Source organism: Sulfitobacter sabulilitoris, from assembly GCF_005887615.1.
Classification (GTDB): domain Bacteria; phylum Pseudomonadota; class Alphaproteobacteria; order Rhodobacterales; family Rhodobacteraceae; genus Sulfitobacter_E; species Sulfitobacter_E sabulilitoris.
Window position 1 is genome coordinate 82,408 of the sequence record NZ_VANS01000004.1, and the last position, 25,475, is coordinate 107,882.

The 25,475-nt window shown below is 64.2% G+C and carries 27 protein-coding genes; 16 read left to right on the forward strand and 11 right to left on the reverse strand.

The annotated features are described in order from the left end of the window. Position 1 precedes the first annotated feature (1 nt). The 9 genes from FDT80_RS14530 to aspS all read left to right on the forward strand — a co-directional run bounded on the left by FDT80_RS14530 (position 2) and on the right by aspS (position 9,053). Positions 2–580, forward strand: a complete 579-nt coding sequence (locus tag FDT80_RS14530) for a DUF3305 domain-containing protein (RefSeq protein ID WP_246039969.1) — start codon at positions 2–4, stop codon at positions 578–580. Then, positions 577–1,197, forward strand: coding sequence for a DUF3306 domain-containing protein (locus FDT80_RS14535; RefSeq protein WP_138663040.1), 621 nt, complete (start codon positions 577–579; stop codon positions 1,195–1,197). Before FDT80_RS14530 ends, FDT80_RS14535 begins: the two co-directional genes overlap by 4 nt. Continuing rightward, entirely contained in the window at positions 1,194–1,802 is a 609-nt protein-coding gene (locus tag FDT80_RS14540) for a TorD/DmsD family molecular chaperone (protein WP_138663041.1), read from the forward strand. The genes FDT80_RS14535 and FDT80_RS14540 overlap by 4 nt, the downstream gene beginning before the upstream one ends. 53 nt (positions 1,803–1,855) lie before the next feature. Beyond that, positions 1,856–2,050, forward strand: coding sequence for a twin-arginine translocation signal domain-containing protein (locus FDT80_RS14545; protein WP_138663042.1), 195 nt, complete (start codon positions 1,856–1,858; stop codon positions 2,048–2,050). Between the two features lie 102 nt (positions 2,051–2,152). Further along, entirely contained in the window at positions 2,153–5,119 is a 2,967-nt protein-coding gene (locus FDT80_RS14550) for a formate dehydrogenase subunit alpha (RefSeq protein WP_138663043.1), read from the forward strand. 13 nt (positions 5,120–5,132) lie between these two features. After that, positions 5,133–5,726 carry a formate dehydrogenase FDH3 subunit beta gene (fdh3B, locus tag FDT80_RS14555; protein ID WP_138663044.1) on the forward strand — a complete coding sequence of 198 codons (594 nt, stop codon included), beginning with the start codon at positions 5,133–5,135 and terminating at the stop codon, positions 5,724–5,726. A gap of 77 nt (positions 5,727–5,803) precedes the next feature. After that, positions 5,804–6,988: a formate dehydrogenase subunit gamma gene (locus FDT80_RS14560; RefSeq protein WP_138663045.1), complete on the forward strand. Its 1,185-nt coding sequence runs from the start codon at positions 5,804–5,806 to the stop codon at positions 6,986–6,988. 4 nt (positions 6,989–6,992) lie between these two features. Next, a complete protein-coding gene (locus tag FDT80_RS19190) occupies positions 6,993–7,127 on the forward strand; it encodes a hypothetical protein (protein ID WP_281278398.1) in 135 nt (44 codons plus the stop codon). A 147-nt stretch (positions 7,128–7,274) separates the two neighbouring features. Further along, positions 7,275–9,053 (forward strand): aspartate--tRNA ligase, encoded by a 1,779-nt coding sequence (gene aspS, locus FDT80_RS14565; RefSeq protein WP_138663046.1) that lies wholly within the window; start codon positions 7,275–7,277, stop codon positions 9,051–9,053. A 42-nt stretch (positions 9,054–9,095) separates the two neighbouring features. Here the strand turns inward: aspS and FDT80_RS14570 are convergent, their stop codons facing one another. Together FDT80_RS14570 and FDT80_RS18915 are read right to left on the reverse strand one after the other, a co-directional pair. Continuing rightward, positions 9,096–9,572 (reverse strand): hemerythrin domain-containing protein, encoded by a 477-nt coding sequence (locus FDT80_RS14570; RefSeq protein WP_138663047.1) that lies wholly within the window; start codon positions 9,570–9,572, stop codon positions 9,096–9,098. 200 nt (positions 9,573–9,772) lie between these two features. Next, entirely contained in the window at positions 9,773–9,949 is a 177-nt protein-coding gene (locus tag FDT80_RS18915) for a Flp family type IVb pilin (protein ID WP_170311884.1), read from the reverse strand. A 156-nt stretch (positions 9,950–10,105) separates the two neighbouring features. On the opposite strand from FDT80_RS18915, the gene FDT80_RS14575 reads away from it, so the two are divergent. Then, on the forward strand, positions 10,106–10,825 hold the full coding sequence (locus FDT80_RS14575) for a GNAT family N-acetyltransferase (protein WP_138663048.1): 720 nt from the start codon (positions 10,106–10,108) through the stop codon (positions 10,823–10,825). Positions 10,826–10,855: 30 nt separating this feature from the next. Here the strand turns inward: FDT80_RS14575 and FDT80_RS14580 are convergent, their stop codons facing one another. Next, a complete protein-coding gene (locus FDT80_RS14580) occupies positions 10,856–11,575 on the reverse strand; it encodes a response regulator (RefSeq protein ID WP_138663049.1) in 720 nt (239 codons plus the stop codon). 197 nt (positions 11,576–11,772) lie between these two features. On the opposite strand from FDT80_RS14580, the gene mce reads away from it, so the two are divergent. After that, complete coding sequence (mce, locus tag FDT80_RS14585) at positions 11,773–12,177, forward strand: methylmalonyl-CoA epimerase (RefSeq protein ID WP_138663050.1); 405 nt, start codon at positions 11,773–11,775, stop codon at positions 12,175–12,177. 22 nt (positions 12,178–12,199) lie between these two features. After that, complete coding sequence (locus FDT80_RS14590) at positions 12,200–12,496, forward strand: DUF1467 family protein (RefSeq protein ID WP_138663051.1); 297 nt, start codon at positions 12,200–12,202, stop codon at positions 12,494–12,496. On the opposite strand, the gene FDT80_RS14595 is transcribed toward FDT80_RS14590, so the two are convergent. The 4 genes from FDT80_RS14595 to FDT80_RS14610 form a co-directional block, all read right to left on the reverse strand. After that, the gene (locus FDT80_RS14595) at positions 12,450–13,163 is read right to left on the reverse strand and encodes an EI24 domain-containing protein (protein ID WP_246039970.1); all 714 of its coding nucleotides are present in this window, start codon (positions 13,161–13,163) and stop codon (positions 12,450–12,452) included. The genes FDT80_RS14590 and FDT80_RS14595 overlap by 47 nt on opposite strands. Next, positions 13,148–13,726: a nitroreductase family protein gene (locus FDT80_RS14600; RefSeq protein WP_138663052.1), complete on the reverse strand. Its 579-nt coding sequence runs from the start codon at positions 13,724–13,726 to the stop codon at positions 13,148–13,150. Before FDT80_RS14600 ends, FDT80_RS14595 begins: the two co-directional genes overlap by 16 nt. A gap of 9 nt (positions 13,727–13,735) precedes the next feature. After that, entirely contained in the window at positions 13,736–14,851 is a 1,116-nt protein-coding gene (locus tag FDT80_RS14605; protein WP_138663053.1) for a class II histone deacetylase, read from the reverse strand. Between the two features lie 78 nt (positions 14,852–14,929). Continuing rightward, complete coding sequence (locus FDT80_RS14610) at positions 14,930–15,418, reverse strand: VOC family protein (protein ID WP_138663054.1); 489 nt, start codon at positions 15,416–15,418, stop codon at positions 14,930–14,932. Between the two features lie 154 nt (positions 15,419–15,572). Here FDT80_RS14610 and FDT80_RS14615 point away from each other — a divergent pair, with 154 nt between their 5' ends. After that, a complete protein-coding gene (locus FDT80_RS14615; protein WP_138663055.1) occupies positions 15,573–16,535 on the forward strand; it encodes a DMT family transporter in 963 nt (320 codons plus the stop codon). A gap of 26 nt (positions 16,536–16,561) precedes the next feature. Here FDT80_RS14615 and trpS read toward each other — a convergent pair whose 3' ends face one another. Then, positions 16,562–17,581: a tryptophan--tRNA ligase gene (gene trpS / locus FDT80_RS14620; protein ID WP_138663056.1), complete on the reverse strand. Its 1,020-nt coding sequence runs from the start codon at positions 17,579–17,581 to the stop codon at positions 16,562–16,564. A gap of 80 nt (positions 17,582–17,661) precedes the next feature. Here trpS and FDT80_RS14625 point away from each other — a divergent pair, with 80 nt between their 5' ends. After that, positions 17,662–18,375 (forward strand): rhomboid family intramembrane serine protease, encoded by a 714-nt coding sequence (locus FDT80_RS14625; protein WP_246039971.1) that lies wholly within the window; start codon positions 17,662–17,664, stop codon positions 18,373–18,375. Positions 18,376–18,393: 18 nt separating this feature from the next. Here FDT80_RS14625 and murJ read toward each other — a convergent pair whose 3' ends face one another. From murJ to FDT80_RS14640, 3 genes are all read right to left on the reverse strand, one after another. Then, positions 18,394–19,938: a murein biosynthesis integral membrane protein MurJ gene (murJ, locus tag FDT80_RS14630; protein WP_138663058.1), complete on the reverse strand. Its 1,545-nt coding sequence runs from the start codon at positions 19,936–19,938 to the stop codon at positions 18,394–18,396. 182 nt (positions 19,939–20,120) lie between these two features. Further along, a complete protein-coding gene (locus FDT80_RS14635) occupies positions 20,121–22,895 on the reverse strand; it encodes a [protein-PII] uridylyltransferase (protein ID WP_138663059.1) in 2,775 nt (924 codons plus the stop codon). Between the two features lie 10 nt (positions 22,896–22,905). Then, a complete protein-coding gene (locus FDT80_RS14640) occupies positions 22,906–24,093 on the reverse strand; it encodes a penicillin-binding protein activator (protein WP_138663060.1) in 1,188 nt (395 codons plus the stop codon). An 87-nt stretch (positions 24,094–24,180) separates the two neighbouring features. Here FDT80_RS14640 and rsmI point away from each other — a divergent pair, with 87 nt between their 5' ends. Together rsmI and FDT80_RS14650 are read left to right on the forward strand one after the other, a co-directional pair. Further along, positions 24,181–25,044 carry a 16S rRNA (cytidine(1402)-2'-O)-methyltransferase gene (gene rsmI / locus FDT80_RS14645; protein ID WP_138663061.1) on the forward strand — a complete coding sequence of 288 codons (864 nt, stop codon included), beginning with the start codon at positions 24,181–24,183 and terminating at the stop codon, positions 25,042–25,044. After that, positions 25,041–25,433 carry a YraN family protein gene (locus FDT80_RS14650; protein ID WP_138663062.1) on the forward strand — a complete coding sequence of 131 codons (393 nt, stop codon included), beginning with the start codon at positions 25,041–25,043 and terminating at the stop codon, positions 25,431–25,433. The genes rsmI and FDT80_RS14650 overlap by 4 nt, the downstream gene beginning before the upstream one ends. Positions 25,434–25,475: the final 42 nt, after the last annotated feature.

Below are 25,475 nucleotides of genomic sequence, written 5' to 3' on the forward strand. Positions count from 1 at the left end.
CTTGGCCTACAGCTTTCCAAACGCCCAATCCATCCCCTTGGGGGTCGTGATCCGGAAGTCTCCGGGCGTGACCGCTTGGGCGAAATGGGCGTGGAAGGCCGTGGCGGTGCTGCCCGGCGCGGCCAAGGCCGACTGGAAAGTGCTGCGCCGCGAAGGCGACGCCGTGGAATTTCACGCCGCGACGCTGCCGCTGGAATTATACGTGTCCGACACCGAGGCTTACGTGCACGAGCTCGGCACGCAGGTACCGTCGATCTATGTCGTGCTGCGGGCCGATCCCGCGCGTCCGGAGACGCCCTTTCACGTCGCGGTGGTGACCGCCTCGCCCTACGAGGCGCAGGACTATGCCGATTCGGGCGAGGAAATTGTCGAGAAGGTTCCGATGCCCCGCGGTATGCTTGAGTGGGTGGAGGCTTTTGTCGCCCGGCACCACGAGGAAGAAGTTTTCGTCAAGCGCCGCCGCAAGAACGCGCGGATCGACCGGGTCGAGGACGGCAAGGGAGATGCGCGCATCGCACAGGTGAGCGATGTCTACCGTGCGCCGACCGCGCGCGTCAAAAAGACGGAAGGCGCGGCATGACCCAGGCACCGTCTTTCTGGGATCGTCGCCGTGCGGCTGTCCGCGCCGAGGCAGATGCCGAAGCGCAGAGGCAGACACATCTTGCGCAGACCGAAGCGGAGGCCACGCAGGCCGACCTGACGGATGACGAACTGCTCGAGGCGCTTGACCTGCCCGATCCCGACACCCTTGGGGCAGGCGACGATTTCACGGCCTTCATGGCCAAGGCCGTGCCGCACCATCTGCGCAACCGGGCGCTGCGCAAGCTTTGGCGCAGCAATCCCGTGCTGGCCTGCGTCGATGGCTTGAACGATTACGACGACGACTATCTGACCGGGTCGTTCGGCAATGCGCCGATCAAGACCGGCTACCAGGTCGGCAAGGGCATGATGGCGCATCTGATCGAGATGCAGCGCCAGGCCGAAGCCGCCGCCGCCGCCGCAAGCGACGACCCCGACACCACGCCGGACCCCGCAGTGCAGGCCGAGCCCTTGCCCGCCGTCACGGCGCCGGAGCCGTCGGAGCAGCACATGGCGGAGGCCGAAGTGATCGATGAGCCGGACGAGGACGAGGACGAGCATGTGTCGGTGATCGTGCCGCGCCGGATGCAATTCACCTTTGAGGAAGACCGCGCATGAGCCAACCCGCCGCAATCGCCGAAGTGTCCGCAGAGGACCGGCTGCGCGCTGATCTCTATAATTTCCTGGGCCTGATCCTGTCGGGCCCGCCCGACCAGATGCTGCTGGACCAGACCGCCGCGCTGGAGGGTGACGACAGCGACCTGGGTCAGGCCATCGCGGGGCTGGCCCGTGTCGCGCGTGTCACCTCGCCGCGCGGCGTGACCAAGGAATTCAACACGTTGTTCATCGGCCTGGGTCGGGGCGAACTGCTGCCCTATGCCAGCTATTACCTGACCGGGTTCCTGAACGAAAAACCACTGGCGCGGCTGCGCAGCGACATGGGCGCGCTGGGCATGACCCGCGCCGAGAACAAATTCGAGCCCGAAGACAACATCGCATCGCTGATGGAGATGATGGGCGGAATGATCGTGGGCCGCTTTGGCGCGCCCGCGTTGCTGGAACGTCAAAAGACGTTTTTCAACACACATGTCGGCCCATGGGCCGCGCATTTCTTTTCCGATCTTGAATCGGCGAAATCCTCGGTGCTTTATGGATCGGTGGGCGCTGTCGGGCGCACATTCATGGATATCGAACGCGAATCTTATCGTCTGGCGGCAGGCTAGCCTGCCACTCAACCGGCGGGGATGCCCGCCAAACTAGGAAGGGGAGACATCCCATGAGCAACAAGAGCGAAAGCAAGGCAAGCCGCCGTGATTTCCTGAAACTCGCGGGCACCGCAGCGCCCGCCGCCGTTGCGGCCGTCGCCGTCGGCGCACCCGACACGGCAGCGGCGTCGCCGGTCGACCTGTCGTCCGACCGGATGCAGGACACCGAACATACCCGCGCCTATCTGGAAAGCACCCGATTCTGACGCGACACGACTTTACGACAGGGCCGCGGTTGGCCCGGACCCATCAAGACACGCTGTCTGACGCCGGAAAGAAGCGGCGCATCGCAGCAAGGGAGGAAGACAATGCTTAGAAAAAAGACCAACGGGGTCACCAGACGTGCCGCACGCACCGGTGTGATTTCAACGATTGCCGCCACGACCGTGGATCGACGCGCTTTCCTGCGCGGCTCCGGTCTGGCGATCGGCGGGCTTGCCGCGATCGCGGCCACCGGTGGGTCGGTCACGCAGGCCAGCGCCCAAAGCGCCGCGACCCGCGCGGTTGAAACCGTCAAATCCGTCTGCACGCACTGTTCGGTCGGCTGTACCGTCGTGGCCGAGGTCGACAACGGCGTCTGGACCGGTCAGGAACCCGGATGGGACAGCCCCTTCAACCTGGGCGCGCATTGCGCCAAGGGGGCCGCGGTTCGCGAGCACGCCCACGGCGAGCGTCGCCTGAAGTACCCGATGAAGAAAGAGGGTGGCGAATGGGTCCGGATCTCCTGGGAGCAGGCGATCAACGAGATCGGCGACCAGATGATGACGATCCGCGACGAGAGCGGCCCGGATTCGGTCTATTGGCTGGGTTCTGCCAAGAGCAACAACGAACAGGCCTACCTGTTCCGCAAGTTCGCCGCCTATTGGGGCACCAACAACGTCGATCACCAGGCGCGGATCTGCCACTCGACGACCGTGGCGGGCGTGGCCAACACATGGGGCTACGGCGCCATGACCAACAGCTACAACGACATCCACAATTCCAAGGCGATCTTCCTGATCGGCGGCAACCCCGCCGAAGCGCACCCCGTGTCGCTGCTCCACATGCTCAAGGCCAAGGAGCAGAACAATGCGCCGCTGATCGTCTGCGATCCGCGCTTTACCCGCACGGCGGCCCATGCCGACGAATACGTGCGGTTCCGTCCGGGTGCGGACGTGGCGCTTGTCTGGGGCATCCTGTGGCACATCTTCGAGAACGGCTGGGAGGACAAGGAGTTCATCCGCACCCGCGTCTGGGGCATGGACCAGATCAGGACCGAGGTGGCCAAGTGGACACCCGAGGAAGTCGAGCGCGTCAGCGGCGCACCTGGCAAGCAGCTTGAGCGCGTTGCACGGACGCTGGCCAACAACCGCCCCGGCACCGTGATCTGGTGCATGGGTGGCACGCAGCACACCAACGGCAACAACAACACCCGCGCCTACTGCATCCTGCAGCTTGCGCTGGGCAACATGGGCACCGCCGGTGGCGGCACCAACATCTTCCGCGGCCACGACAACGTGCAGGGGGCCACGGACCTTGGCGTTCTGGCCGACACGCTGCCGGGCTACTACGGGCTGTCCGCGGGCAGCTGGGCCCACTGGGCCCGTGTGTGGGAGGAAGACCTCGACTGGCTCAAGGGCCGCTTCTCGGATGCGACCTATGGCGATACGTCGATGATGAACCTGACCGGTATTCCGGTCAGCCGCTGGATCGACGGTGTGCTCGAGGACAAGGAAAACCTCGACCAGCCCGACAACACCCGCGCCATGGTGCTTTGGGGCCATGCTCCGAACTCGCAGACCCGTCAGAAAGAGATGAAGACGGCGATGGAAAAGCTCGACCTGATGGTGGTGGTCGATCCGTATCCGACCGTCTCTGCCGTGTTGCAGGACCGCACCGATGGCGTCTATCTGCTGCCGGCGTGCACGCAGTTCGAAACCCGCGGGTCCGTCACCGCGTCCAACCGTTCGCTGCAATGGCGCGACAAGGTCGTCGAACCCCTGTTCGAGAGCAAGCCCGATCACACGATCATCGCCATGTTCGCCAAGAAGTTCGGCTTTGACGAAAAGATCTTCCGCAATATCGCGATGGACGGCGAAGAGCCCAACGTCGAGGACATCACCCGCGAATTCAACCGCGGCATGTGGACCATCGGATATACCGGCCAGAGCCCTGAGCGCATGAAGATGCACATGGCCAACCAGCATACCTTTGACCGCACCACGCTGCGCGCCAACGGCGGCCCGGCCGATGGCGATTTCTACGGCCTGCCCTGGCCGGCGTGGGGCAACCCGGAAATGAACCACCCCGGCACGGCGAACCTGTATGACATGTCGCTGCCGGTGGCCGAAGGCGGCCTGACCTTCCGCGCCCGGTTCGGCGTCGAACGCGACGGGGAAAACCTGCTGGCCGAAGGGGTCTTTTCCAAGGGCTCCGAGATCGAGGACGGCTATCCCGAGTTCACCATGCAGATGCTGATCGACCTGGGTTGGGACAGTGACCTGACCGGCTATGAGCGGCGGATGATCGAATGGGTTTCGGGTTTCTCCGACACCCGTCCGGGCGCCGAAGAGGTTGGCGAGACATCCCAGCAGGGCGAATTGCCGTCTGATTATGCCGCCAAGGTGGGCGGTGTGAACTGGAAGACCGACCTGTCGGGCGGCATTCAGCGTGTGGCGATTGCCCATGGCTGCGCCCCCTTCGGCAACGCCAAGGCACGCGCCGTGGTCTGGACCTTCCCCGATCCTGTCCCGCTGCACCGCGAGCCGCTGTATTCCAACCGCCGCGACCTGGTGGCCGATTATCCCACCTACGAGGACAAGAAGTTCTGGCGCGTGCCGACGATGTATGCCTCGATCCAGGAAAAGGATTTCTCGGAAGACTACCCGATCATCCTGACCTCGGGCCGACTGGTGGAATACGAGGGCGGCGGCGACGAGACACGCTCGAACCCGTGGCTGGCCGAATTGCAGCAGGACATGTTCGTCGAAGTGAACCCGCGCGATGCCAACAACCTTGGCATTCGCGATGGCGAACAGGTCTGGGTCGAAGGCCCCGAGGGCGGCAAGGTCAAGGTGATGGCGATGGTCACCGAGCGTGTGGAATCGGGCGTGGCCTTCATGCCCTTCCACTTTGGCGGCCACCTGGAAGGCGTCGACCTGCGGGACAAGTACCCCGAAGGCGCCGATCCGATCGTCTTGGGCGAAAGCTCGAACACCGCCCAAACCTATGGCTATGACAGCGTAACCCAGATGCAAGAGACCAAAGCGACCCTCTGCAAAATCTGGGCAGCATAAGGAGTTAAGAACAATGGCAAGAGCAAAGTTTCTCGTCGACGCTGAACGCTGCATCGAATGCAACGCCTGTGTGACGGCCTGTAAGAACGAACATGAAGTGCCGTGGGGCATCAACCGCCGCAAGGTTGTCACCATCAACGATGGCCAACCCGGCGAACGGTCGATTTCCGTGGCCTGCATGCACTGTTCTGACGCGCCCTGCATGGCGGTGTGCCCGGTGGATTGCTTCTACCAGACCGACGACGGTGTGGTGCTGCACTCCAAGGACCTGTGCATCGGTTGCGGCTACTGCTTCTACGCGTGCCCCTTCGGTGCGCCGCAGTACCCGCAGGCCGGCAACTTCGGCAGCCGCGGCAAGATGGACAAGTGCACCTTCTGCGCCGGTGGTCCGGAGGAAAACAACTCCACCGCCGAGTTCCAGAAATACGGCCGCAACCGGATTGCCGAAGGCAAGCTGCCCATCTGCGCCGAGATGTGCGCCACCAAGGCCCTTCTGGCCGGTGACGGCGACGTCGTATCGAGCATCTACCGCGAGCGCGTCGTCGCCCGTGGCTTCGGCTCGGGCGCATGGGGCTGGGGCACGGCCTACGAGCAGAAGGGCGGCTAACCCCGCCTCGGATGGATGAAACCAAGGGGCGGCTCTTTTCGGGCCGCCTCTTTTCGGTGATACACAAGGGAACTGTAATGGCGCGCCTGATCGCACTTTTCTTCATGGTTTTTGCACTGCCCGTTCTGGCGCAGAGCGTTGACCGCCCCGACCCCAATACCGCGACGACAGGCCCTGCGACCCAGTCGCTGGACGACATCCTGCGGCGGCAGGACAACCTGAAGGTCGACGATTCAGAGCGCCGCGCCATCATCGGCGGGCCGGAATACGCGCCGTCCGTGGACAGCCCGCTGGGTACGCGCGGCGGGGCGTCGGATTCCGATCTATGGCGGGCGATGCGTTTCAACAACGGCGATATCAGCACACAGAATACTGGCCCCGCCGCGACCGTCCTGATGCAGGATGCCGGCATGTGGTGGCTGGATATCCGCCGCGGCCCGTTGCAGACCTATGGCGCGTATCTTTTGGGTGGCACGCTGCTGTTGCTCGCGCTGTTCCTGCTGATCCGGGGCCGCATCCGGATCGAGGGCGAAAAGACCGGGCGGACGATTGAACGCTTCAAGGCCTTCGAACGGTTCGGCCATTGGCTGCTGGCGTCGTCTTTCATCGTGCTGGCGATTACCGGGCTGATTTCGCTGTTTGGCCGCAAGGTGCTGATCCCGGCCTTTGGGCATGATGCGTTCTCCACCGTGGCGATTGGCACGAAATGGGTGCACAACAACATCTCCTGGGCCTTCATGGTGGCGCTGGTGATGATCTTTTTCTTCTGGGTGATGCACAACCTGCCCGACAAGACCGACCTGAAGTGGCTGGCCAAGGGCGGTGGCATCTTTGGCGGTGGCCACCCGCCTGCCAAGAAGTTCAACGCCGGTCAAAAACTGATTTTCTGGGCGGTGATCGTGCTGGGCGGGTCGATCTCGATTTCCGGTCTGTCGCTTCTCTTCCCGTTCGAGATCAATCTTTTCGCGCATACCTTCGATCTGCTCAACGGTCTGGGTGCGCCGGGATGGGTCGGGATGGAAAACCTGCCCTCCGACCTGAGCCCACAAGAGGAAATGCAATATGCGCAGCTTTGGCACGCCATCATCAGCTTTGTTCTGACGGCGATCATTTTCGCGCATATCTATCTTGGCTCCGTCGGGATGGAAGGCGCGTTCGACGCGATGGGCAAGGGCGAGGTCGAGGAACAGTGGGCGCGTGAGCATCACAGCCTCTGGGTCGAGGAAGTCAAAGCCAAACAACGCGTGCAGCCGGGGGAATGAACCGATGAAAGCCTTTGTTCTGGCCCTGTGTGCGGCCGTCGTTATCACGGTCGGGGCCAATCTGATCCTCAATGAAATCGGGTTCTCGGCGCAAGACACCACCAGCAGTCCCAGCGTGCGGCTCGACAGCGACAGCTGATCCGCGCGCATTTACCGAAAATTCACAGGGTCACGCGCCGTTAAATCGGGCGTGACCCGTCCTGTGCCTTGACTTCCCCGGCGCGGACCGTTGTATCTGCCCAAAATTTTGCCCAAGCCAAAGGGCCAGTCAAAGGGATCGTGATCCATGCATGCCTACCGCACCCATACCTGTGCCGATCTGACCGCCGCCGACGTCGGCGACACCATCCGCCTGTCGGGCTGGGTGCACCGGGTTCGCGATCACGGCGGGGTTCTGTTCATCGACCTGCGCGACCACTATGGCATGACGCAGGTGATCTGCGACCCTGACAGCCCGGTTTTTGCCCAGGTCGAAGCGGTGCGCGCCGAGTGGTGCATCCGGATCGACGGCACCGTCAAGGCGCGCGCCGAAAGCCTGGTGAACCCAAAGCTGCCCACCGGAGAGATCGAGGTTTACGCCCGCGACATCGAGGTGCTGGGCCACGCCAGCGAATTGCCGTTGCAGGTGTTCGGCGATCAGGAATACCCCGAGGAGACGCGCTTGCGCTATCGCTACCTCGATCTGCGCCGCGAAAAGATGCAGGCCAACATGATGCTGCGCTCTGACGTGGTGGCGTCGATGCGCCGCCGCATGTGGGATGCCAAATTCCGCGAATTCCAGACGCCGATCATCACCGCGTCCAGCCCAGAAGGCGCGCGCGATTTTCTGGTGCCATCGCGTCTGCATCCGGGCAAATTCTATGCCCTGCCGCAGGCCCCGCAGCAGTTCAAGCAACTGCTGATGGTGTCGGGCTTTGATCGGTATTTCCAGATTGCGCCCTGTTTCCGCGACGAAGATCCGCGCGCCGACCGGTCGCCCACCGATTTCTACCAACTCGACATGGAGATGTCGTTTGTCACCCAGCAGGATGTCTTTGACACGATCCAGCCGGTGCTGGCCGGTGTCTTCAAGGAATTCGGCGGCGGCAAGGTCGTCGATCAGGACTGGCCGCAGATTTCCTACAAGGACGCGGCCCTTTGGTACGGATCCGACAAGCCGGACCTCAGGAACCCGATCAAGATGCAGGTGGTAAGCGACCATTTCGCCGGATCCGGTTTTGCCATCTTCGCCAAGCTGTTGGAGCAGGAGGGCACCGAGATCCGTGCCATCCCCGCGCCAACGGGCGGCAGCCGCAAGTTCTGCGACCGGATGAATGCCTTTGCCCAAAAGGAAGGATTGCCGGGAATGGGGTACATCTTCTGGCGCGATCAGGGCGACGGTATGGAAGCCGCCGGCCCCCTTGCCAAGAACATCGGGCCCGAGCGGACCGAGGCGATCCGTCAGCAGCTTGGTCTTGGCGTGGGCGACGCGGCGTTCTTTCTTGGTGGCAAGCCAAAGACCTTTGAGGCCGTGGCAGGGCGCGCGCGCAACGCCATCGGGCTGGAGCTTGGCCTGACGGATCTGAACCGCTTTGCCTTTGCGTGGATCGTCGATTTCCCGATCTACGAAAAGGATGCGGAAACCGGCAAGATCGACTTTGAGCACAACCCGTTTTCCATGCCCCAGGGCGGGATGGAAGCGCTGCAAGGCGACCCGTTGGAGGTTCTGGGCTATCAGTACGACCTGTCGTGCAATGGCTATGAACTGGTGTCTGGGGCCATTCGGAACCACAAACCCGAGGTCATGTTCAAGGCGTTCGAGATCGCGGGTTATGGCGAAGAAGAGGTGCGCAAGCGCTTTGGCGGCCTGGTCAACGCGTTCCAGTACGGCGCGCCGCCCCACGGCGGATGTGCGGCGGGCATCGACCGGATCGTCATGCTGCTGGCCGAAGAGAGCAACATCCGCGAGGTGATCCTCTTTCCGATGAACCAGCGCGCCGAAGACCTGATGATGAACGCGCCGTCGGATCCGACCAGCGATCAATTGATGGAGCTTGGCTTGCGGGTCATTCCGCGCGAGCATTGAAACCACGGTGCGCCGGATCGCATCCGGCGCGCCGCTGGTCGGTCAGTCCTCGAGACTGTCTTGCACCTTTTCATCGACCAGCTTGCGCTCCTGAACCTTCCGGTCTTCGAACGCGCGGCCAAAACTGTCGTTCTGCTCTTCGCCGATGACCTCCCTGGCGCGGGCGAACACCTCGTTTTCTTCTTCTTCCATGTGGTGTTCGTAATCGTGCTTGAGCGTCTTGAACCGCGCGAGCCAGCCGGGCGATGACATGTCGGTGGTGTTCAGTTCTTCCATGATATCATCAAGCTGCTGATGTTCGTGCACCGAATGACGCGCGGCGTCCTGGCCCCAGGTTTCGGCCATCAGCTTGGAATAGAACGTCTCTTCCTCGGCCGCGGCATGGGATTTGACGTCGTGATAAAACCGGTTCCACGCATCGCGACGGGCGGCGCTGTCACCGGATGTTTCGGCGATTTCGCGAAGCAGCGCGCGGTGTGTGGCGTGGTCCTGCATGATGGCGTCATAGATGGATGGCATGGGCTCGTTTCCTCCTGAAAAGTTCGAAAAGAAACGCGCGGTCGGGCCATGCCGTTCCCGATGGGCGTGTAAAATCGGCTGTGGCGCCGCGCCGCCCTGCGATGTCACGCGATCACAGGCCGTGTGCGATCCCGCCCGTCACCGGGTATCCGTGAAGTGGAATCGAAAACCCTACCCGACGGTCACGCCGGAATCGCCGATCAGAACTCCAGTCCGACGATGTAATCGCCTGTGTTTTTCGCGAGGGTGTCGGCACCGGTCTGCACCGAGGTAATCGCGGCGACGGCCAGCATCACCACTGAGGCGCACAAAACCACCCAGTCCACGGTGACCGCGCCGTTGGTGTCTTTCCAAAATCTGCTCAATACGGTCTTCATGCCCAACTCCTCGGACGGGGATATACGATGGCCCCGGTGTGGCGGTCGATTGCGGCGGCAATGCGGAGCGATCTGGCGGAACGCGGTGTTAAATAAAGGCATTTTGACGCTAATTAGCCCTGTCCGACCAATCCGGCAGATCGTAACCTTCCGAACATGACGCAAGACACAACAAGACCGCTTGGCCATCCGGTGCCCGATTGGGCCCCACCGACGTTGCCCGCCGCAATGGCTCTGACTGGAAAATACGCCCATCTTGCCCCGCTCGATGCAAAGGCGCACGCCGCCTTGCTGTACCGCGCGTACCAAGGGCATGACGCCGTGTGGGATTACATGCCATACGGGCCGTTTTCCTCGGCCTCGCAGTATCATCGTTGGGTCCGCGATACGGTGGCGAACCCCGCGCATCTGTTTTTCGCGATCCAGAATCTCGATACCGGGGCATGGGAAGGGGTCGCCAGCTTTCTGCGCATGGACCCTGCCGCCGGATCGATCGAGGTGGGCAACATCAACTATGCGCCCGCGCTGCAACGCACACGGGCGGCCACCGACGCCATGTACCTGATGATGGACTGGGCGTTTTCGAACGGCTACCGGCGATACGAATGGAAATGCAACGCGCTGAACCACGCCTCGCGCCGCAGTGCGCAACGCCTGGGGTTCAGTTTCGAGGGCGTGTTCCGGCAGGCGGCTGTGGTCAAGGGGCGCAACCGCGACACCGCGTGGTTCGCCGCGATCGACACCGAATGGCCGGCGTTGAAGGAAGCCTATCTGGCGTGGCTGTCGCCCGATAATTTCAATGCGCAAGGCGTTCAGCGCGAAAAGCTGGGTGATCTGACGCGGCTTGTCCGGGTGGCGGGCGATCCGGCGCTGTAGGGCAGGGACCGCGGCCTGACCCGATGTCGGTCAGATCGCGATCTTGCGTGTCAGACGCTCCTGTATCATCCCTGCCAGAATGGCAGTTTCCGACCGGGCCGACCGCCCGCAGGCGCGCTGCCGGGCCAATGCGAGAGCAGCCGTTTCCAGCCCTTGATCCTTTGCGGACCGGGCCACACCGCCCAGAAACTGCGCCACGTAGTCCAATGCGTGTTCGTTCGGCGGGTCTTCCAGAACTTCGGCGATATGCGCCATGTCGTCCTGGAACGCGATCAGATCGGGGTGGATTTCCTCGTCCTCGACAAGGCGTAGGCCGCAGGGCTGGCGGTCTGCCGGCATGTTGGACAGGACGATCTGCTGAAATGCGCCAAGCGATGTGATCGGTTTGGGAATGAACCCGTCCGCGCCCGCGGCGCGGGCCGCGCTTTCCCCGCCCGGATCGCCCGAGGTGCCAAGCAGGACACCGACCCGCGGCGAGGCGACGTTCAATTCCGCAATCAGGTCGGCACCGTTGCCGTCGGGTAGGCCCAGGTCGGCAATCACCACCGATGGACGATAGACCTGAAGATGCCGCCGTGCGGAGCGCAGGCAATCGGCGCGGCGGATGCGCGCGCCGCTGCGCAGGCTTAAAAGGCGCATCGCCTCGCAGGCGAAACGGCTGTCTTCGACGACCAGAATTGTCAGACCCATCAAGGGCCGCGCGGCAGTCGGTGCAGGGATCGTCGATGCAAATGGGTCTAGGTCGTCCATGGTCGCCTCCTGATGGATTCGCGGTGAATGATCCAACGCTAGGGCGGGATGGCTAACAGCGTCTTAACGCGACGGCGTTGCACCCGAAAATCCGCTTGCCGGATGCCCCCCTGCGGCGGCACGTCCCTTGCAAGCGCCGGGCGTACGCCTCATAACGCCCCGGTCACGTCTGATTTTTCCATACCCGGAGGTTCGCCATGATCGGCCGCCTGAACCATGTCGCCATTGCCGTTCCAGATCTTGAAGCGGCGGCGGATCAATATCGCACCACGCTTGGGGCCGTCGTCGGCGCACCGCAGGACGAGCCGGACCACGGCGTCACGGTGATCTTTATCGAATTGCCCAACACCAAGATCGAATTGCTGTATCCCTTGGGTGATGACAGCCCGATCAAGGGGTTTCTCGACAAGAACCCGTCGGGCGGCATTCATCACATGTGCTACGAGGTCGACGACATCCTGGCCGCGCGCGACAGGCTTCAGGCGTCGGGCGCGCGGGTTCTGGGTACGGGCGAGCCCAAGATCGGCGCGCACGGCAAGCCGGTTCTGTTTTTGCATCCCAAGGATTTCAACGGCTGCCTGATCGAGCTGGAACAGGTCTGAGTCACGACAAGGAGCCTATGACATGGGTATCACATCCGCTCTCGTCCTGTTCGCCGTGATCTGGTTCATGACGTTCCTGATCGTCTTGCCCATCCGGGTCCAGACGCAGGGCGACCTGGGGGAAATCGTACCCGGCACGCACGCGGGCGCGCCCGAGGTTCACAACCTCAAGAAAAAGGCGTGGATCACAACGGGCGTCAGTGTCGTGCTGTGGCTCGTCATTTCGGGGATCATCCTGTCCGAGGTCATCACCCTGCGCGATCTGGACTGGTTCAACCGGCTGGGGCCCGAGACGTCAGCCGGTGAAACAAATGGGTAAAGGTCGCCGCCCCTAGGATCGGCACCACGAGGTTCAGCAACGGCACCGTCAATGGCACGGCCATCACCGTGCCGGCGATCCAGATCGTCGTCATGTGCCGGCGACGCAGCTCCTTGGCCCGCACCCGACCGACACGCCGGATCGCGGCGAGCGTGAAATATTCCCGTCCCAACAAGAACCCGTTGAGCCCCCAGAAGATGAACGGCGCGGCGGGCGCGAAGATCACGTAAAGCACAAGCGCCAGCAGGTTCGCCCCGACAAGCACGCCCAGGAACCCGACGGTATCGCGCAGCGCGTCGCCCCAGGGAACGGCGTCGATGGGCGGCAGACCGGGATAGTGCAGGTCCTCGACCGCATCGGCCACGGTGTCCAGCAACATCGAGGTGATCGCCGACGCGACGGGGATCATCAGGAACACGGACAGCACCATCAGCAGCAGCGCCGACCCCCAGCTTACCACATCGTCTATCCAGCGAACCTCGCCGAAGATCGGCAAGGATACGCTGTCGCCCACCAGCCAGCCGAAAAACCATACCAATCCGGTCGAGGCTGCGATCAGCAGCGCCAGCGACATCGCCACCCCTGTCCAGAAGACACGCCGGAACCTCGGGTCCGACAGTTGCCCGATGGCATCGAGGATCGACGACAGGATCATGCGCTGACCCATGTGGTGATGGCGTCTATGTCCGGGCGCGGACGGTCCGGCGGCTGGGAGGTTTCGGTCCCGATATGGATGAACCCCGCGATCCGTTCGTGCGGCGCCAGCCCCAGCGCGTCGGTCATGAAGCCTCGGTCATGGCTTGGCCAGCCGCTGAGCCAATTTGCGCCCCAGCCCGCCGCAAGCGCCGCGTTCAGCAGCGCGAGGCACACGGCCCCGGCGGAGTAGGTCTGCTCGAGGGCCGGAATTTTCGCGGAAGGTTTCTGCACCTCGATCACGGCCACCGCCAGGTGCCCCTGGTCGAATTGCGCACGGCCTTTGCCGATCTGCTCTGCCTCAAGGTTCAGGGCGATGCCCCGCGCCTCCGCCACGGCGGCAAGTCGGGGCATCGCGGAGGTTTCGATCACGATGAACCGCCACGGCTCAAGCTTGCCATGATCGGGCGTGCGCGCCGCGGCCGTCAGCAGCGGCACCAGCGCGGCGCGTGTGGGCACGGGTGCGGCCAGCGTCTTGGCGGGGCGCGACCGGCGGGTCAGCAGAAATTCAAGGGCGTCGGGCACAGGCGTGGGCATGAGGGTCTTTCACAGGTTCAGGTGGTGGGCCATGTCGTCGATCGTACGGCGCAGAAACGCATCGACATGGGGTTTGGGTTGGCGGATGCCAAGGGCCTCGGCCAACGGGTCGGGTGCGGTAATGGAACTGCCCGACAGTGCCTCGATCGTGGCATGACCGCAGAACGGCACATAGACCTCTGAATAGCCGCCCTCGTGCACCAGAACCAACCGCCCGTCGCACAGACGCTCCGCCGCCGCCTTGATCCGCAGGGTCATCTGGCGGAACGTGTCGGCGGTGGCCAGCATTTGCGCCAGCGGATCAAGCGCGGACGCGTCGTAGCCGCAGGCGACCACGATCAGATCGGGCTGAAACGCCTCGAGCTGCGGGATCACAACGGTATCCATGGCATGCAGATAGGCACTGTGCCCGGTGCCCGCGGGCAGGGGCAGGTTGAGGTTGCAGCCTTTGCCTGCCCCGCGCCCCCGGTCGTCGAGCGCGCCACTGTCGAGCGGGTAATTGCCGTCCTGATGCAGCGAAATCGTCAGCACGTCGTCGCGATCGTAAAAGATCGCCTCGGTGCCGTTGCCGTGGTGCACGTCCCAGTCCAGCACGGCGACGCGTCGCGCGCGCCCCTTGGCCTGTGCCGCCTCGATCGCGATCGCGATATTGGCCAGAAGGCAAAACCCGTTGGGGAAATCCGGCAGGCAGTGATGCCCGGGCGGTCGCGACAGCGCATAGGCGTTGGTCAGCGTGCCATCCGTCACGGCATCGACGGCGGCGATGGCCAGCCCCGCCGACAGCGCCGACACCTCGTACCCGCCTTTGGCGAACGGCGTGCGTCGCCCCAATTCACCGCCACCCGCATCCGACAGGCGCTTGAATTCGGCCAGGTAGCTTTCGGGATGGACGCGCGCCAGATCCTCGTCGGTTGCCATCTCGGCGCTGCGCACATCCAGATCGCGGATCAGCCCGGTCACATCCATCAGGTTCTTGAGGCGGCGTTTCGTCTCGGGGCTTTCCGGCAGGCCGCCGGCGGCCAATGGCTGCACCAGGCCGCCGATGGGCAGCGTGAAGGCATAGTTTCCGCCCGCGTGCCAAAAGGTGCGCTCGTCCCAGAAGAGCCCTGTGGTCGGTGATGTCATCGTGTCCTCCGTTGCGTCGCGGTCAACGTGACGGAGCGGTGCGCGATTGTCCATCGGCCGGTTCGGTCTGGTGACAGGTCAGCGCGCGGCCTCGGCCAGAAGGGCGGGTACATCCAGCGGGGTGTTGATCATCGCCAGCCTGCCGTCCGCATCGCGTGGCCATTCCTCGGGGGCGCGATCGCGGTACAATTCCACCCCGTTGCCATCGGGATCGCGCAGATACACCGCCTCGCTCACCCCGTGATCCGCCGCACCGTCAAGCTCTATCCCGGCGTCCAGCACCCGCGCCAGCGCCGCGCCAAGGCTTTTCCGGTCCGGATACAGGATCGCGGCATGATAGAGGCCGGTGTGCCCCTCGGGCGGCGGGGTGCCGCCCTTGCTGTGCCATGTGTTCAGGCCGATGTGGTGGTGGTAGCCGCCCGCGCCCAGGAACGCGGCCCGGTCGCCGTAGCGTTGCGTGACCTCGAACCCCAGCAGATCGCGGTAGAACCCGATCGCGCGGTCGATATCCGCAACCTTGAGGTGGACGTGCCCGATGGTGGGGTGCGTGGCGGAGGTGTTCGACATGCAAGGCGTCCTTTCACGATGGCGCAGCGTCCGGCTGGCCAATTTACCATGTCGCGCATTCCCGCAAAAAGCAAAGGCGCCAAAACACACCGCGACTGTGCGGTTTTGCAGGCAAACGCTTGAGCGCGGTGCGGTCCGTGATAAAGACTGACAGATGACACATGCCCCGACACCCCGTGCCGAGCAAGGCCGGTTGCGTGACCTGATGCTGGTGATGCTGGCCGCGGTGATGTTCGGCACGGTGCCCTATTTCGCGCTGTCCCTGACACGCGACGGGATGGCGCCGCAGGCGGTCGCCTTCTACCGCTACCTGATCGCGGCGCTCGTGTTTCTGCCCGCACTCTGGGGTGCGCGCGCGCAGGGTCGGGTCGTGATCTGGGGCGTTGCGACCGGCGGGGTGATGGCGCTGGGCTGGGTCGGCTACGTGCGTGCACTGGGGGCGCTTCCGGTGTCGACCGTGGGCGTGATCTACATGAGCTATCCGATATTCACCCTGATCATCGGCTGGGTGCTGTGGCGCGACCGGCCCACACTGCGCGCTCTGCTGGCCGGAGGGCTTGTCCTGGTGGCGGCGGCGCTGGCGACGGGCGTGGCGGCGGTTCGCGCCGATCAATGGGTGTGGGTGCTGGGCGCCTTTGCGGCACCTGCGGGCTTTGGCTTTGGCATCACCGTGCTTGTGCACAAGTTGGTCGAGATCCCGCCGATGGCCCGGATTTCAGCGGTCTCGCTGGGCTCGATGCTGGGGCTTTTGCCGCTGATGGCCGCGCTGACGCCCGCGCAGGCTTTGCCGGTAACGCTCCAGGGGTGGGGCTGGGTCGCGGGGATCGCGCTGGTCACGGCCAGCGTGCCACAGCTTATCTACACCTATTTCGCGCCTCGGGTCGGCGCGGCGGGGACGGCCGTAGCGGGCAGTATCGAATTGCCGACCATGTTCGTCGTGGGCTGGCTGGCCTTTGACGAGCGGATCGGCCTGGCGCAGACCGCCGCCTGCGCGTTGATCCTGGCATCCGTAATGTTGGTTCAGGCCCGGGTCACGCGCCCGTTCTTCGGGCGGGTCGCGACCGAAGACCCGCGCGACACACGGTTTTCTTCAACTAGAACGGGCCGGAAACTTTGAAAACTTCGCTGCCCGCGGCGGCACGGTCAGCGCACCATGCCGATGATGTCGTAGGTCTTTTGCAGGATCGGGGCGGTGATCTCGCGCGCTTGCGCGGCCCCGCGGGCCAAGATCTTGTCGATCTCGTCGGGTTCGGCCATCAGCCGCGCCATTTCGGTCGAAATGGGTGACAGTTTCGCCACAGCCAGATCCGCAAGCATCGGCTTGAAGGCGCCGAATTGCTGTCCACCGACCTCGGCCAGGACCTGATCGACGGATTGATCGCTCAGCGCGGCGTAGATATTCACGAGGTTGCGTGCCTCGGGTCGCTGCTCCAGGCCTTTTGCCTCGGAAGGCAGTGCATCGGGGTCGGTCTTGGCCTTGCGGATCTTCTTGGCGATGGCGTCGGCGTCGTCGGTCATGTTGATGCGGCTGGCGTCTGACGGGTCGGATTTCGACATCTTCTTGGTGCCATCGCGCAGCGACATCACACGCGTCGCCGCGCCTTCGATCACCGGCTCCGTCAGGGGGAAAAAATCCACCCCGTAGTCGTGGTTGAACTTGGCGGCGATGTCGCGGGTCAGTTCCAGGTGCTGTTTCTGGTCCTCGCCCACGGGAACATGCGTGGCGTGGTAGATCAGGATGTCGGCGGCCATCAGCGCCGGATAGGCGAAGAGGCCCAGCGACGCCTTCTCGGCGTTCTTGCCCGCCTTGTCCTTGAATTGTGTCATCCGCTGCATCCAGCCCATCCGCGCCACGCAGTTGAAGATCCAGGCCAATTGCGCGTGCTCGGGCACCTGGCTTTGATTGATCAGGATGGATTTCTCGGGGCTGAGGCCGCTTGCGATGAAGCCCGCCGCCAATTCGCGGGTGCTGTGCGCCAGTTCCTTCGGATCCTGCCAGACCGTGATTGCGTGCAGATCGACCATGCAGAACACCGTCTGCTCATAGGCCTCGTCCTGCATCCGCACGAAACGCTGCAACGCGCCAAGGTAATTGCCAAGGTGCAGATCGCCCGACGGCTGGATACCCGAAAACACGCGCGGGGGGAATGTGGGGGTGGTCATGGGGGCGGGCTCCTGATCGGGCTGGCAATGCACTGTCGGAGGGCTTACCCATGGGGGCAAACCGCGTCAAGGAAATGCCCATGTCAGACCCGAGCCACCGCTTCGACCACCGCCATCCGGACGATTCCTCTCCGGTGAACCCCTTGCCGCCCGTGGTCGTCGTGCTGTTTATGGCCATCGCGTTGCCAGAGGCGGCGTTTTCGCTCGGGGCGGCGGGCCTGATCGGCGGACCGGAGGCCGTCGGCTGGCGGCTGGCCGCCATCCAGAGCTACGGATTTTCGGGCGATATCTTTGACTGGATGCTGGCCAACGGTCGCTGGGTGCCGCAACATCTGCTGCGGTTTCTCAGCTATCCGTTCGTGCACCTGGGGGTGACACATGCGCTCTTTGCGGCGGTCCTGCTGCTCGCGCTGGGCAAGCTGGTGGGCGAAGCGATGGGGCAGTTGGCCGTCCTGGTGATCTTTTTCGGATCCGGCATCTTTGGCGCGCTGGTCTATGCGCTTTTGCTCGATGATCCCGCGTGGGTGGCGGGGGCCTATCCGCCTGTCTATGGGCTGATCGGGGGATATTCCTTTGTGATGTGGCAGCAGCTTGCCGGACGCGGGGCCGAGCAGTACCGCGCGTTTTCGCTGATCGCGGTGCTGATGGGGCTGCAACTGATCTGGGGGGTCTTCTTTGACGTGGGCCTTGGCTGGGTCTCGGATCTTGCGGGGTTCGTCTTTGGCCTTTGTGCGTCGGTGGTGCTGGTGCCGGGTGGGATGGCGCGGCTGCTGGCGTCGCTGCGCCGGTCCTGAGCGACCCCGGCGCCGCGATCAGGCGCCGCGTCGCATGGCAGAGCGGAATTCCGCGATCCGGAATGCGCCGATCATGTGACCCAGACCGAAATAGCTGACCATGCCGACACCGACCAGCAGAGCGAGCGCCAATGCGCGCCACCAGGGCAGCCCCAGCATCGGTCCCAGCACGACATTGGCCGCCCAGAGTGCGACCCCCATCAGCATCGAGGCCAGGATGATCCGCCAGATCCGCCGACGGAACCGGGGATCGAACCGGGCCACGTCGCCATAGCGTTTCGCGCCCACGCCCAACAGGGCGACCATGCCCCAGGCGGCGATCGTGGTGGCAATGGCGGGGGCGATCCAGCCCACGACAGGCGCCAATCCGATGGCGAGGCCCGCATTCATCACCATCGACACCACGGCATAGTGAAACGGCCGCCTCGTGTCTTCACGCGCAAAATACAATGGTTGCAGGATCTTTTGCAGCACGAAAGCCGGCAGACCCAGCCCGTAGATCGCGACCGCCACGGCGATTGCGGCGCTGTCATCGACCGTGGCCGCCCCACGCTGGAACAGTACCGACACCAGCGGCAGCGGCACCACGATCAGCGCCACGGCTGACGGGATCGTCAGCGCCAGCGCCACCTCCGCCGCCCGGCTGAGCGCCGACTTCGCGCCATCGTCGTCCTGCGCCTTGAGCCGCCGCGACAGGTCGGGCAACAACACCACGCCCACGGCAATACCCACCACCCCAAGCGGCAGTTGATAGAGCCGGTCCGCCGCGTAAAGCCAGCCGACCGCCTTGTCGAAATAGCTCGCGACCTGCTGACCGACCAGCAGGTTGACCTGGACCACGCCACCCGCAAGCGCGGCGGGGACCGCGATGCGGACAAGCCGCCGCATGTCGGGCGTCAGGCGCGGACGTGTGAACGCGATGGAAAACCCCGTGCGCCGCGCTGCGACCCAGAGCAGCGAAAGCTGCACCAGGCCCGCCACCGGGATCGCCCAGATAAGGGCGCGCGCAACGTCGCCACCGACCCATGCCGCCAGCGCCATGACGCTGACCAAAAGGACGTTCAGCAGCACCGGCGCCGCCGCGGCGGCGGCAAAGCGTCCGGCGGCATTCAGCATTCCCGAAAGCAGCGCGGCGAGCGAGATGAAAAGAATGTAGGGAAAGGCGATACGCCCGAATTCCACCGACAGCGCGAATTGTTCCTGGCCCGCAAAGCCGCTGGCGAGCGCGAAGATCAGCCACGGCATGAAGGCCAGTGCAAGCAGCGTCAGCCCGATCAGGATCGTGGCCAGCCCGGCAAAGGCGTCCGAAGCAAAGCCATCCGCGTCCTCACCCCCCTCCAGCCGCTTGGAAAACATCGGCACGAATGCCATGTTGAACGCGCCCTCGGCGAAGAACCGGCGGAACATGTTGGGCAGGCGAAAGGCCACGACATAGGCCTCGTAGAGCGGCCCGGTGCCCAGAAACGCCAGGATCATCGCATCGCGCAGAAACCCCAGAACACGGCTGAGCAGGGTCCAGATCCCGACCGTGAAGAAACCGGACATGAGGCGAATGGGGGTCACGGGAAGTGTCAGACCTCTCGACAGGCGAAGCGACGGCGCTTGGCGTGGCCTAGCCAAAGGCGGCGGTCTGCGCAAATGGTATCTCGGGGGAAGGGCGGCAAGGTATCGGACTGTTGCCGTTTTCTTTCAAGGGAATCGGACCGGAATCTTCGAAAATCCCGGCCGCCCGGTCGCACCGTGGTTCAGTCGTCCGCACGCTCTACGCCGGCGGTGATCGCTTCGCGCAGGCGCTTTTCCAACAGCCGCTGCTTTGCCTCGGTATGGTATTTCAGCCCGAACATATCCTTGACATAGAAAGTATCGACCACCTGCTCTCCGAAGGTCGCGATCACCGCGTTGGCGATATAGACGTTGTTGGCGGCCAGCGTCCGCGCCAGATCGTACAGCAGGCCCGGCCGGTCGCGGGTATCGACCTCGATGATGGTGTAGATTTCGGACCCTTCGTTGTCGAAGGTGATGTGCGTCGGCACCTTGAAGGCCCGCTCGCGCTTCTTGATCTTGTCGCGCGACTTGAACGCCTCGCGCGCCACGACCTCGCCGCGCAGGGTCTTTTCGATCATCTGCCGCATCCGCGGCAGTCGCGATGCTTCGAAGGGCGCGCCATCGGCATCCTGTATCCAGAAGGCATCGGTCACCAGGCCGTCCTTGGTGGTATAGCTGCGGGCATCGACCACGTTGGCCCCCACAAGGGCAAGGGCGCCCGCCAGACGGGCGAAAATGCCCGGATGATCGTCCATGACGAAGCAGGCGCGGGTGGCGTCGCGATCCTCGTCGGGGTGCAGGTCGATGCGGATCTCGCCGGGTTGGATGTCGCGCAGCATCTCGGCAAAGGTCAGATGCGCGGTGACATGCAGGCCTTGCCAATACGGATCGTAATGCCGCGCGATTTCGGTCTGCAGATCCTTGCGCGGCCAGTCCTTCAACGCCTCGCGCAGGGTGCGCTTGGCCTCGGCCCCGCGGTTTTCGCGGTTCAGATCCTCCAGCCCGGTCTCCAACGCGCGCTTGGTCTGGCGGTACAGCCCGCGGATCAGAACGGCCTTCCAGTTGTTCCAGGTGTTCGGGCCCACACCGCGAATGTCGCAGACCGTGAGCACGCAAAGCAGGTCCAGCCGCTTGACCGTCTGCACCGCCTTGGCGAAATCACGCACCGTGCGCGGGTCGGCGATATCGCGTTTCTGCGCCATGTCCGACATCAGCAGGTGATAGCGCACCAGCCATTCCACCGTGTCGGTATCGGCCTTCGACAGACCCAGCCTGGGCGCGACCTTGCGCGCGATCTGTGCGCCCAGGATCGAATGATCTTCGGGCCGGCCCTTGCCGATATCATGCAGCAGCAGCGCGACGTAGAGCACCTTGCGGTCCACTCCACGCTTGAGGATCGACGACGCGATGGGAAGCTCCTCTTCCTGCTCGCCCTTCTCGATCTCGGCCAGATGCGTGATGCACTGGATGATATGCTCGTCCACCGTATAGCTGTGATACATGTTGAACTGCATCATCGCGACGATGGGTTCGAATTCGGGGATGAAGGCGGCCAGCACGCCAAGTTCGTTCATCCGGCGAAGCGCGCGTTCGGGATTGCCATGCTTGAGCAGCAGATCGAGGAAGATGCGCCGCGCTTCGGGCGTGTTGCGCATGTCGTCGTCGATGCGGTGCAGGTTCGACTTGATCAGGCGCATCGCGTCGGGGTGGATCAGCATGCCGGTGCGAAGTGCCTCTTCGAATATGCGCAGCAGGTTCAGCTTGTCGGACAGGAACGCCTGGTTGTCGAGAATTCCGATCCGGTTGTTGACCACCTCGAACCCGGCGCGGACACGCGGGCGGCGGCGGAACATCCGCTCGAGCAGCGGCTCGGCCTTGACGTGTGCGGCTTCCATCTTGGTCAGGAAGATCCGGGTGAGATCGCCGACGGCGGTCGCGTGCAGAAAGAAATCCTGCATGAAGACCTCGACCGCGCGCCGGCCCCTGGTGTCCGTGTAGCCCATCGCCTGGGCCACCTGCACCTGCATGTCAAAGGTCAGCTGTTCGGTCGCCCGGTTGGTGAGCAGATGCAAATGCCCGCGCACCGCCCAGAGAAAATCCTCCGCCGCCACGAATTCGCGGTATTCGTCGGCGGTGAACACGCCCAACGGCACCAGATCGGCGGCCTTCTGGACCCCGTGGATGTATTTCGCGATCCAGTAAAGCGACTGCAAGTCGCGCAAGCCGCCCTTGCCCTCTTTCACGTTCGGCTCGACCATATAGCGCTGGCCCTGCTTCATGTGACGCTGATCGCGCTCCTCTAGCTTGGCCTCGATGAATTCGCGGCCCGTGTTGGCGAACAGCTCGTCTTGCAGGCGTTTCTTGAGGTCCTGCGCCAGCGCGCGGTCGCCCGCCACGTGGCGGTGTTCCAGCAGCGCCGTGCGAATTGTGAAATCCTCGGTGCCAAGGCGGATGCAATCGCGGATGGTGCGGCTTGAATGCCCGACCTTGAGCTTGAGATCCCACAGCATGTAGAGCATCGATTCAATCACGCTCTCGGCCCAGGCTGTGATCTTGTAGGGCGTGAGAAACAACAGATCGACATCCGAAAACGGCGCCATCTCTCCGCGTCCGTAGCCCCCGACGGCAATCACCGATAGCCGCTCGCCGGACGTGGGCGAGGATTTGACGTGCAAGTGGCCCGTGGCGACCTTGAGCGCCGATGTCACCAGGCAATCGGTCAGATAGGTGTAGCCGCGCGTCATGGGGCGAGAGGCGAAAGGCGCCGCCGCAAAGGCTTCGGCAAGGGCGGCGCGGCCGTCTGACTGTGCCTTGCGCAGATGGTCGACGACAGCCGCGCGCAAGGCCGCGTCATCGTGGCCCTGCCTCGACAGATCCTCCAGCACGGCATCGAACGCCCGCTGGTCAAAGATCTTGTCGGCCGCGCAGATCAGGTCGCCGTTGGGCTCCACGCCCAACGGTTTGAGGTCGGTCATCCGATCCGCCCTAGAAACCGGCACCGCCAAAGCTGCGCGGCGCGGGGTCAAGCACGCTGACCTGCTGGTCGCGGATCGTTGCCACCGCGAGGCCCCTCTGGTTCGTGCCATTGCGGTTCAGCCTGAACACGCCCGTCGCACCGCGGAATCCGGCACCCTGCGTCAGCGCCGATGCGGTCAGCGCGTCGGACTTGCCCGCGCTGACAAGCGCGCCGACGGCGGCGATCCCGTCGAACCCAAGCCCGCCGATGGGGTGCGGCGCCTGACCGTAAGCGGCGGAATACCGCGCGCTGAACGCGCCCGAGGCGCCCGGATCGGGCAGCGCGAACCACCCGCCCTGAACACCCGGCAGGCTCAGCGTCTGCGGCGGGATATCCCACCGGGTCAGGCCGATGTACTGGACGGCGTCGGGGCGCACGCCCGCTTCGGGCAGAAGTTGCGACAGCAGCGGCAGCGCACTGGCCGAGGAGGTGGTCAGGAAAAGCGCATTCGCGCCCGAGCCGTCCACGGTCGACTTGACCTGCGACACGGCCGAGACGACACCCTGTTGCGAGGCGACATAGGGCACGCTGCCCACGATCGACGCGCCATTTGCGGCGGCGGCCTGCGAAATCGCGGCACGGCCCTGTTCGCCGGCGACATCCTGCGCATGAACGATCACGATGCGATCACGGCCCTGAGCGGCGGCGTATCCGACCAGCCGGTTGGCGGTGTTCTGGAACGTCGGCCCAAGGACGAACACGTTGCCGCCCGCGATGCTGGTGTTGTTGGAAAACGACAGGACGTTGACGCCGCGGTTGGCGACCGCTGCACCCGCCGCATTGGCCGCTTCGGCATAGACCGGACCAAGAATGATCTTGGCCCCGTCATTGACCGCCTGAACCGCCTGCGCCGCCGCCGTTGACGCATTGCCCGCAGTGGCATAGACCCGCAGGTCGATTTCGACGCCCTCGAGGTCACGCATGGCCAAACGTGCCGCGTTCTCAAGGCTTTGCGCCAGAATGTCATCCCCCGCCGACCCCGATCCGCGCGGCACCAGAAGCGCCACCGGCACGGGGGCCTGGGTATCGATCTTGGGGCCGCCGCCACCGGCCAGCCCGGCGATGGAAACCGGTTCGCAGGCGGCCAGCGCCAGTGCCGCGATCGGCAGGACCAGTCGGCGCAATGCCTTGCGGGCGGAACGGAAAACGGCGATCATATGGCTTCACTCCCAAGTACGGAACGGCAGCCGCATCGGCGCCGGGTTTCGCCGCGATAATAAACGTCACGAAAGGCGGGTCCAGCGTTGAATTTCCAAAAGGTCGCCCTTGCCTCCGGGTTGTATTTTGTCGGCGTGCCAATCGGCACCGCACGGGACATCACCCTGCGCGCGCTGGATGTGCTGGCGTCGGCGGATGTGCTGGCGGCCGAAGACACCCGCAGTCTGCGGCGACTGATGGATATCCACGGCGTCCCGCTGGACGGCAGGCCGCTGGTGGCGCTGCACGATCATAGCGGCGCCGGCGCCATGGCGCGCCTGCTGGATGCGGTGTCGGCGGGCAAATCGGTGGCCTATGCCTCGGAGGCGGGCATGCCGCTGATCGCCGATCCTGGCTTTGAGCTGAGCCGTGCCGCGGGCGAGGCGGGGCACATGATGACCTGCGCGCCGGGGCCATCGGCGGTGCTGACGGCGCTGGCGCTGGGCGGGTTGCCGACGGACGCGTTTTTCTTTGCGGGCTTCCTGCCGAACGCCAAGGCGGCCCGTCGCACCGCGCTCGAGGCGTTGCGCGATGTGCCGGGCACCCTCGTCTTCTACGAATCGCCCAAGCGGCTGGGCGCGATGCTGCAGGATGCAGCCGACGTGCTGGGCGCAGACCGCGCGGCGGCCGTGTGCCGCGAGTTGACCAAGAAATTCGAGGAGATCCGCCGCGCCCCCCTGTCCGAACTGGCCGAGGCGTATTCCGGGGCGTCGCCGAAAGGCGAAATCGTGGTGCTGGTGGACCGGAGCCGTTCAGAATCTGTTAACGAACTCGACCTAGAACAGGATCTGCGGCGGACGATGGCGGATCTGTCGATGCGCGACGCGGTCGATATGGTGGCCAAGGCGCACAATCTGCCGCGCCGTCAGGTGTACCAATTGGCGCTGAAGCTGACGAAAGGCACGACATGACGGGAAACGACCGCATCAAGGCGACGAAGGCCGCGATCGGCCGGACCGGGTATCACGCGGGCGTCGCGGCCGAGATGCAGATCGCACGCGACTACGAGCGCCGCGGGTTCACCATTGCCTGCCGCCGCTGGCGCGGGGCCGCGGGCGAGATTGATCTGATCGCGCGCGATGGCGACGCGCTGATCTTTGTCGAGGTGAAAGCCAGCCGCAACTTTGACCGCGCCATCGCGCGGATCGGCGCGCGGCAGCAGGCGCGCATTCGTGCCACTGCCGAGGAATTCGCGGGCACGCAGCCGCATGGCACGCTGACGGATATGCGGTTCGACGTTGCCCTTGTCGACGGTCACGGCACCGTGCGGATCATCGAAAATGCATTCGGCCACGGCTGAACAATCTTTGATAAACCATTGCACCGCCTCATGGGCTGCGCC

Bases quoted from the DNA above. Each gene is read 5' to 3' on its own strand.
- FDT80_RS14535 (WP_138663040.1), top strand. From the start codon at position 577: ATGACCCAGGCACCGTCTTTCTGGGATCGTCGCCGTGCGGCTGTCCGC.
- FDT80_RS14540 (WP_138663041.1), top strand. From the start codon at position 1,194: ATGAGCCAACCCGCCGCAATCGCCGAAGTGTCCGCAGAGGACCGGCTG.
- FDT80_RS14545 (WP_138663042.1), top strand. From the start codon at position 1,856: ATGAGCAACAAGAGCGAAAGCAAGGCAAGCCGCCGTGATTTCCTGAAA.
- FDT80_RS14550 (WP_138663043.1), top strand. From the start codon at position 2,153: ATGCTTAGAAAAAAGACCAACGGGGTCACCAGACGTGCCGCACGCACC.
- fdh3B (WP_138663044.1), top strand. From the start codon at position 5,133: ATGGCAAGAGCAAAGTTTCTCGTCGACGCTGAACGCTGCATCGAATGC.
- FDT80_RS14560 (WP_138663045.1), top strand. From the start codon at position 5,804: ATGGCGCGCCTGATCGCACTTTTCTTCATGGTTTTTGCACTGCCCGTT.
- FDT80_RS19190 (WP_281278398.1), top strand. From the start codon at position 6,993: ATGAAAGCCTTTGTTCTGGCCCTGTGTGCGGCCGTCGTTATCACGGTC.
- aspS (WP_138663046.1), top strand. From the start codon at position 7,275: ATGCATGCCTACCGCACCCATACCTGTGCCGATCTGACCGCCGCCGAC.
- FDT80_RS14570 (WP_138663047.1), bottom strand. From the start codon at position 9,572: ATGCCATCCATCTATGACGCCATCATGCAGGACCACGCCACACACCGC.
- FDT80_RS18915 (WP_170311884.1), bottom strand. From the start codon at position 9,949: ATGAAGACCGTATTGAGCAGATTTTGGAAAGACACCAACGGCGCGGTC.
- FDT80_RS14575 (WP_138663048.1), top strand. From the start codon at position 10,106: ATGACGCAAGACACAACAAGACCGCTTGGCCATCCGGTGCCCGATTGG.
- FDT80_RS14580 (WP_138663049.1), bottom strand. From the start codon at position 11,575: ATGGACGACCTAGACCCATTTGCATCGACGATCCCTGCACCGACTGCC.
- mce (WP_138663050.1), top strand. From the start codon at position 11,773: ATGATCGGCCGCCTGAACCATGTCGCCATTGCCGTTCCAGATCTTGAA.
- FDT80_RS14590 (WP_138663051.1), top strand. From the start codon at position 12,200: ATGGGTATCACATCCGCTCTCGTCCTGTTCGCCGTGATCTGGTTCATG.
- FDT80_RS14595 (WP_246039970.1), bottom strand. From the start codon at position 13,163: ATGGGTCAGCGCATGATCCTGTCGTCGATCCTCGATGCCATCGGGCAA.
- FDT80_RS14600 (WP_138663052.1), bottom strand. From the start codon at position 13,726: ATGCCCACGCCTGTGCCCGACGCCCTTGAATTTCTGCTGACCCGCCGG.
- FDT80_RS14605 (WP_138663053.1), bottom strand. From the start codon at position 14,851: ATGACATCACCGACCACAGGGCTCTTCTGGGACGAGCGCACCTTTTGG.
- FDT80_RS14610 (WP_138663054.1), bottom strand. From the start codon at position 15,418: ATGTCGAACACCTCCGCCACGCACCCCACCATCGGGCACGTCCACCTC.
- FDT80_RS14615 (WP_138663055.1), top strand. From the start codon at position 15,573: ATGACACATGCCCCGACACCCCGTGCCGAGCAAGGCCGGTTGCGTGAC.
- trpS (WP_138663056.1), bottom strand. From the start codon at position 17,581: ATGACCACCCCCACATTCCCCCCGCGCGTGTTTTCGGGTATCCAGCCG.
- FDT80_RS14625 (WP_246039971.1), top strand. From the start codon at position 17,662: ATGTCAGACCCGAGCCACCGCTTCGACCACCGCCATCCGGACGATTCC.
- FDT80_RS14635 (WP_138663059.1), bottom strand. From the start codon at position 22,895: ATGACCGACCTCAAACCGTTGGGCGTGGAGCCCAACGGCGACCTGATC.
- FDT80_RS14640 (WP_138663060.1), bottom strand. From the start codon at position 24,093: ATGATCGCCGTTTTCCGTTCCGCCCGCAAGGCATTGCGCCGACTGGTC.
- FDT80_RS14650 (WP_138663062.1), top strand. From the start codon at position 25,041: ATGACGGGAAACGACCGCATCAAGGCGACGAAGGCCGCGATCGGCCGG.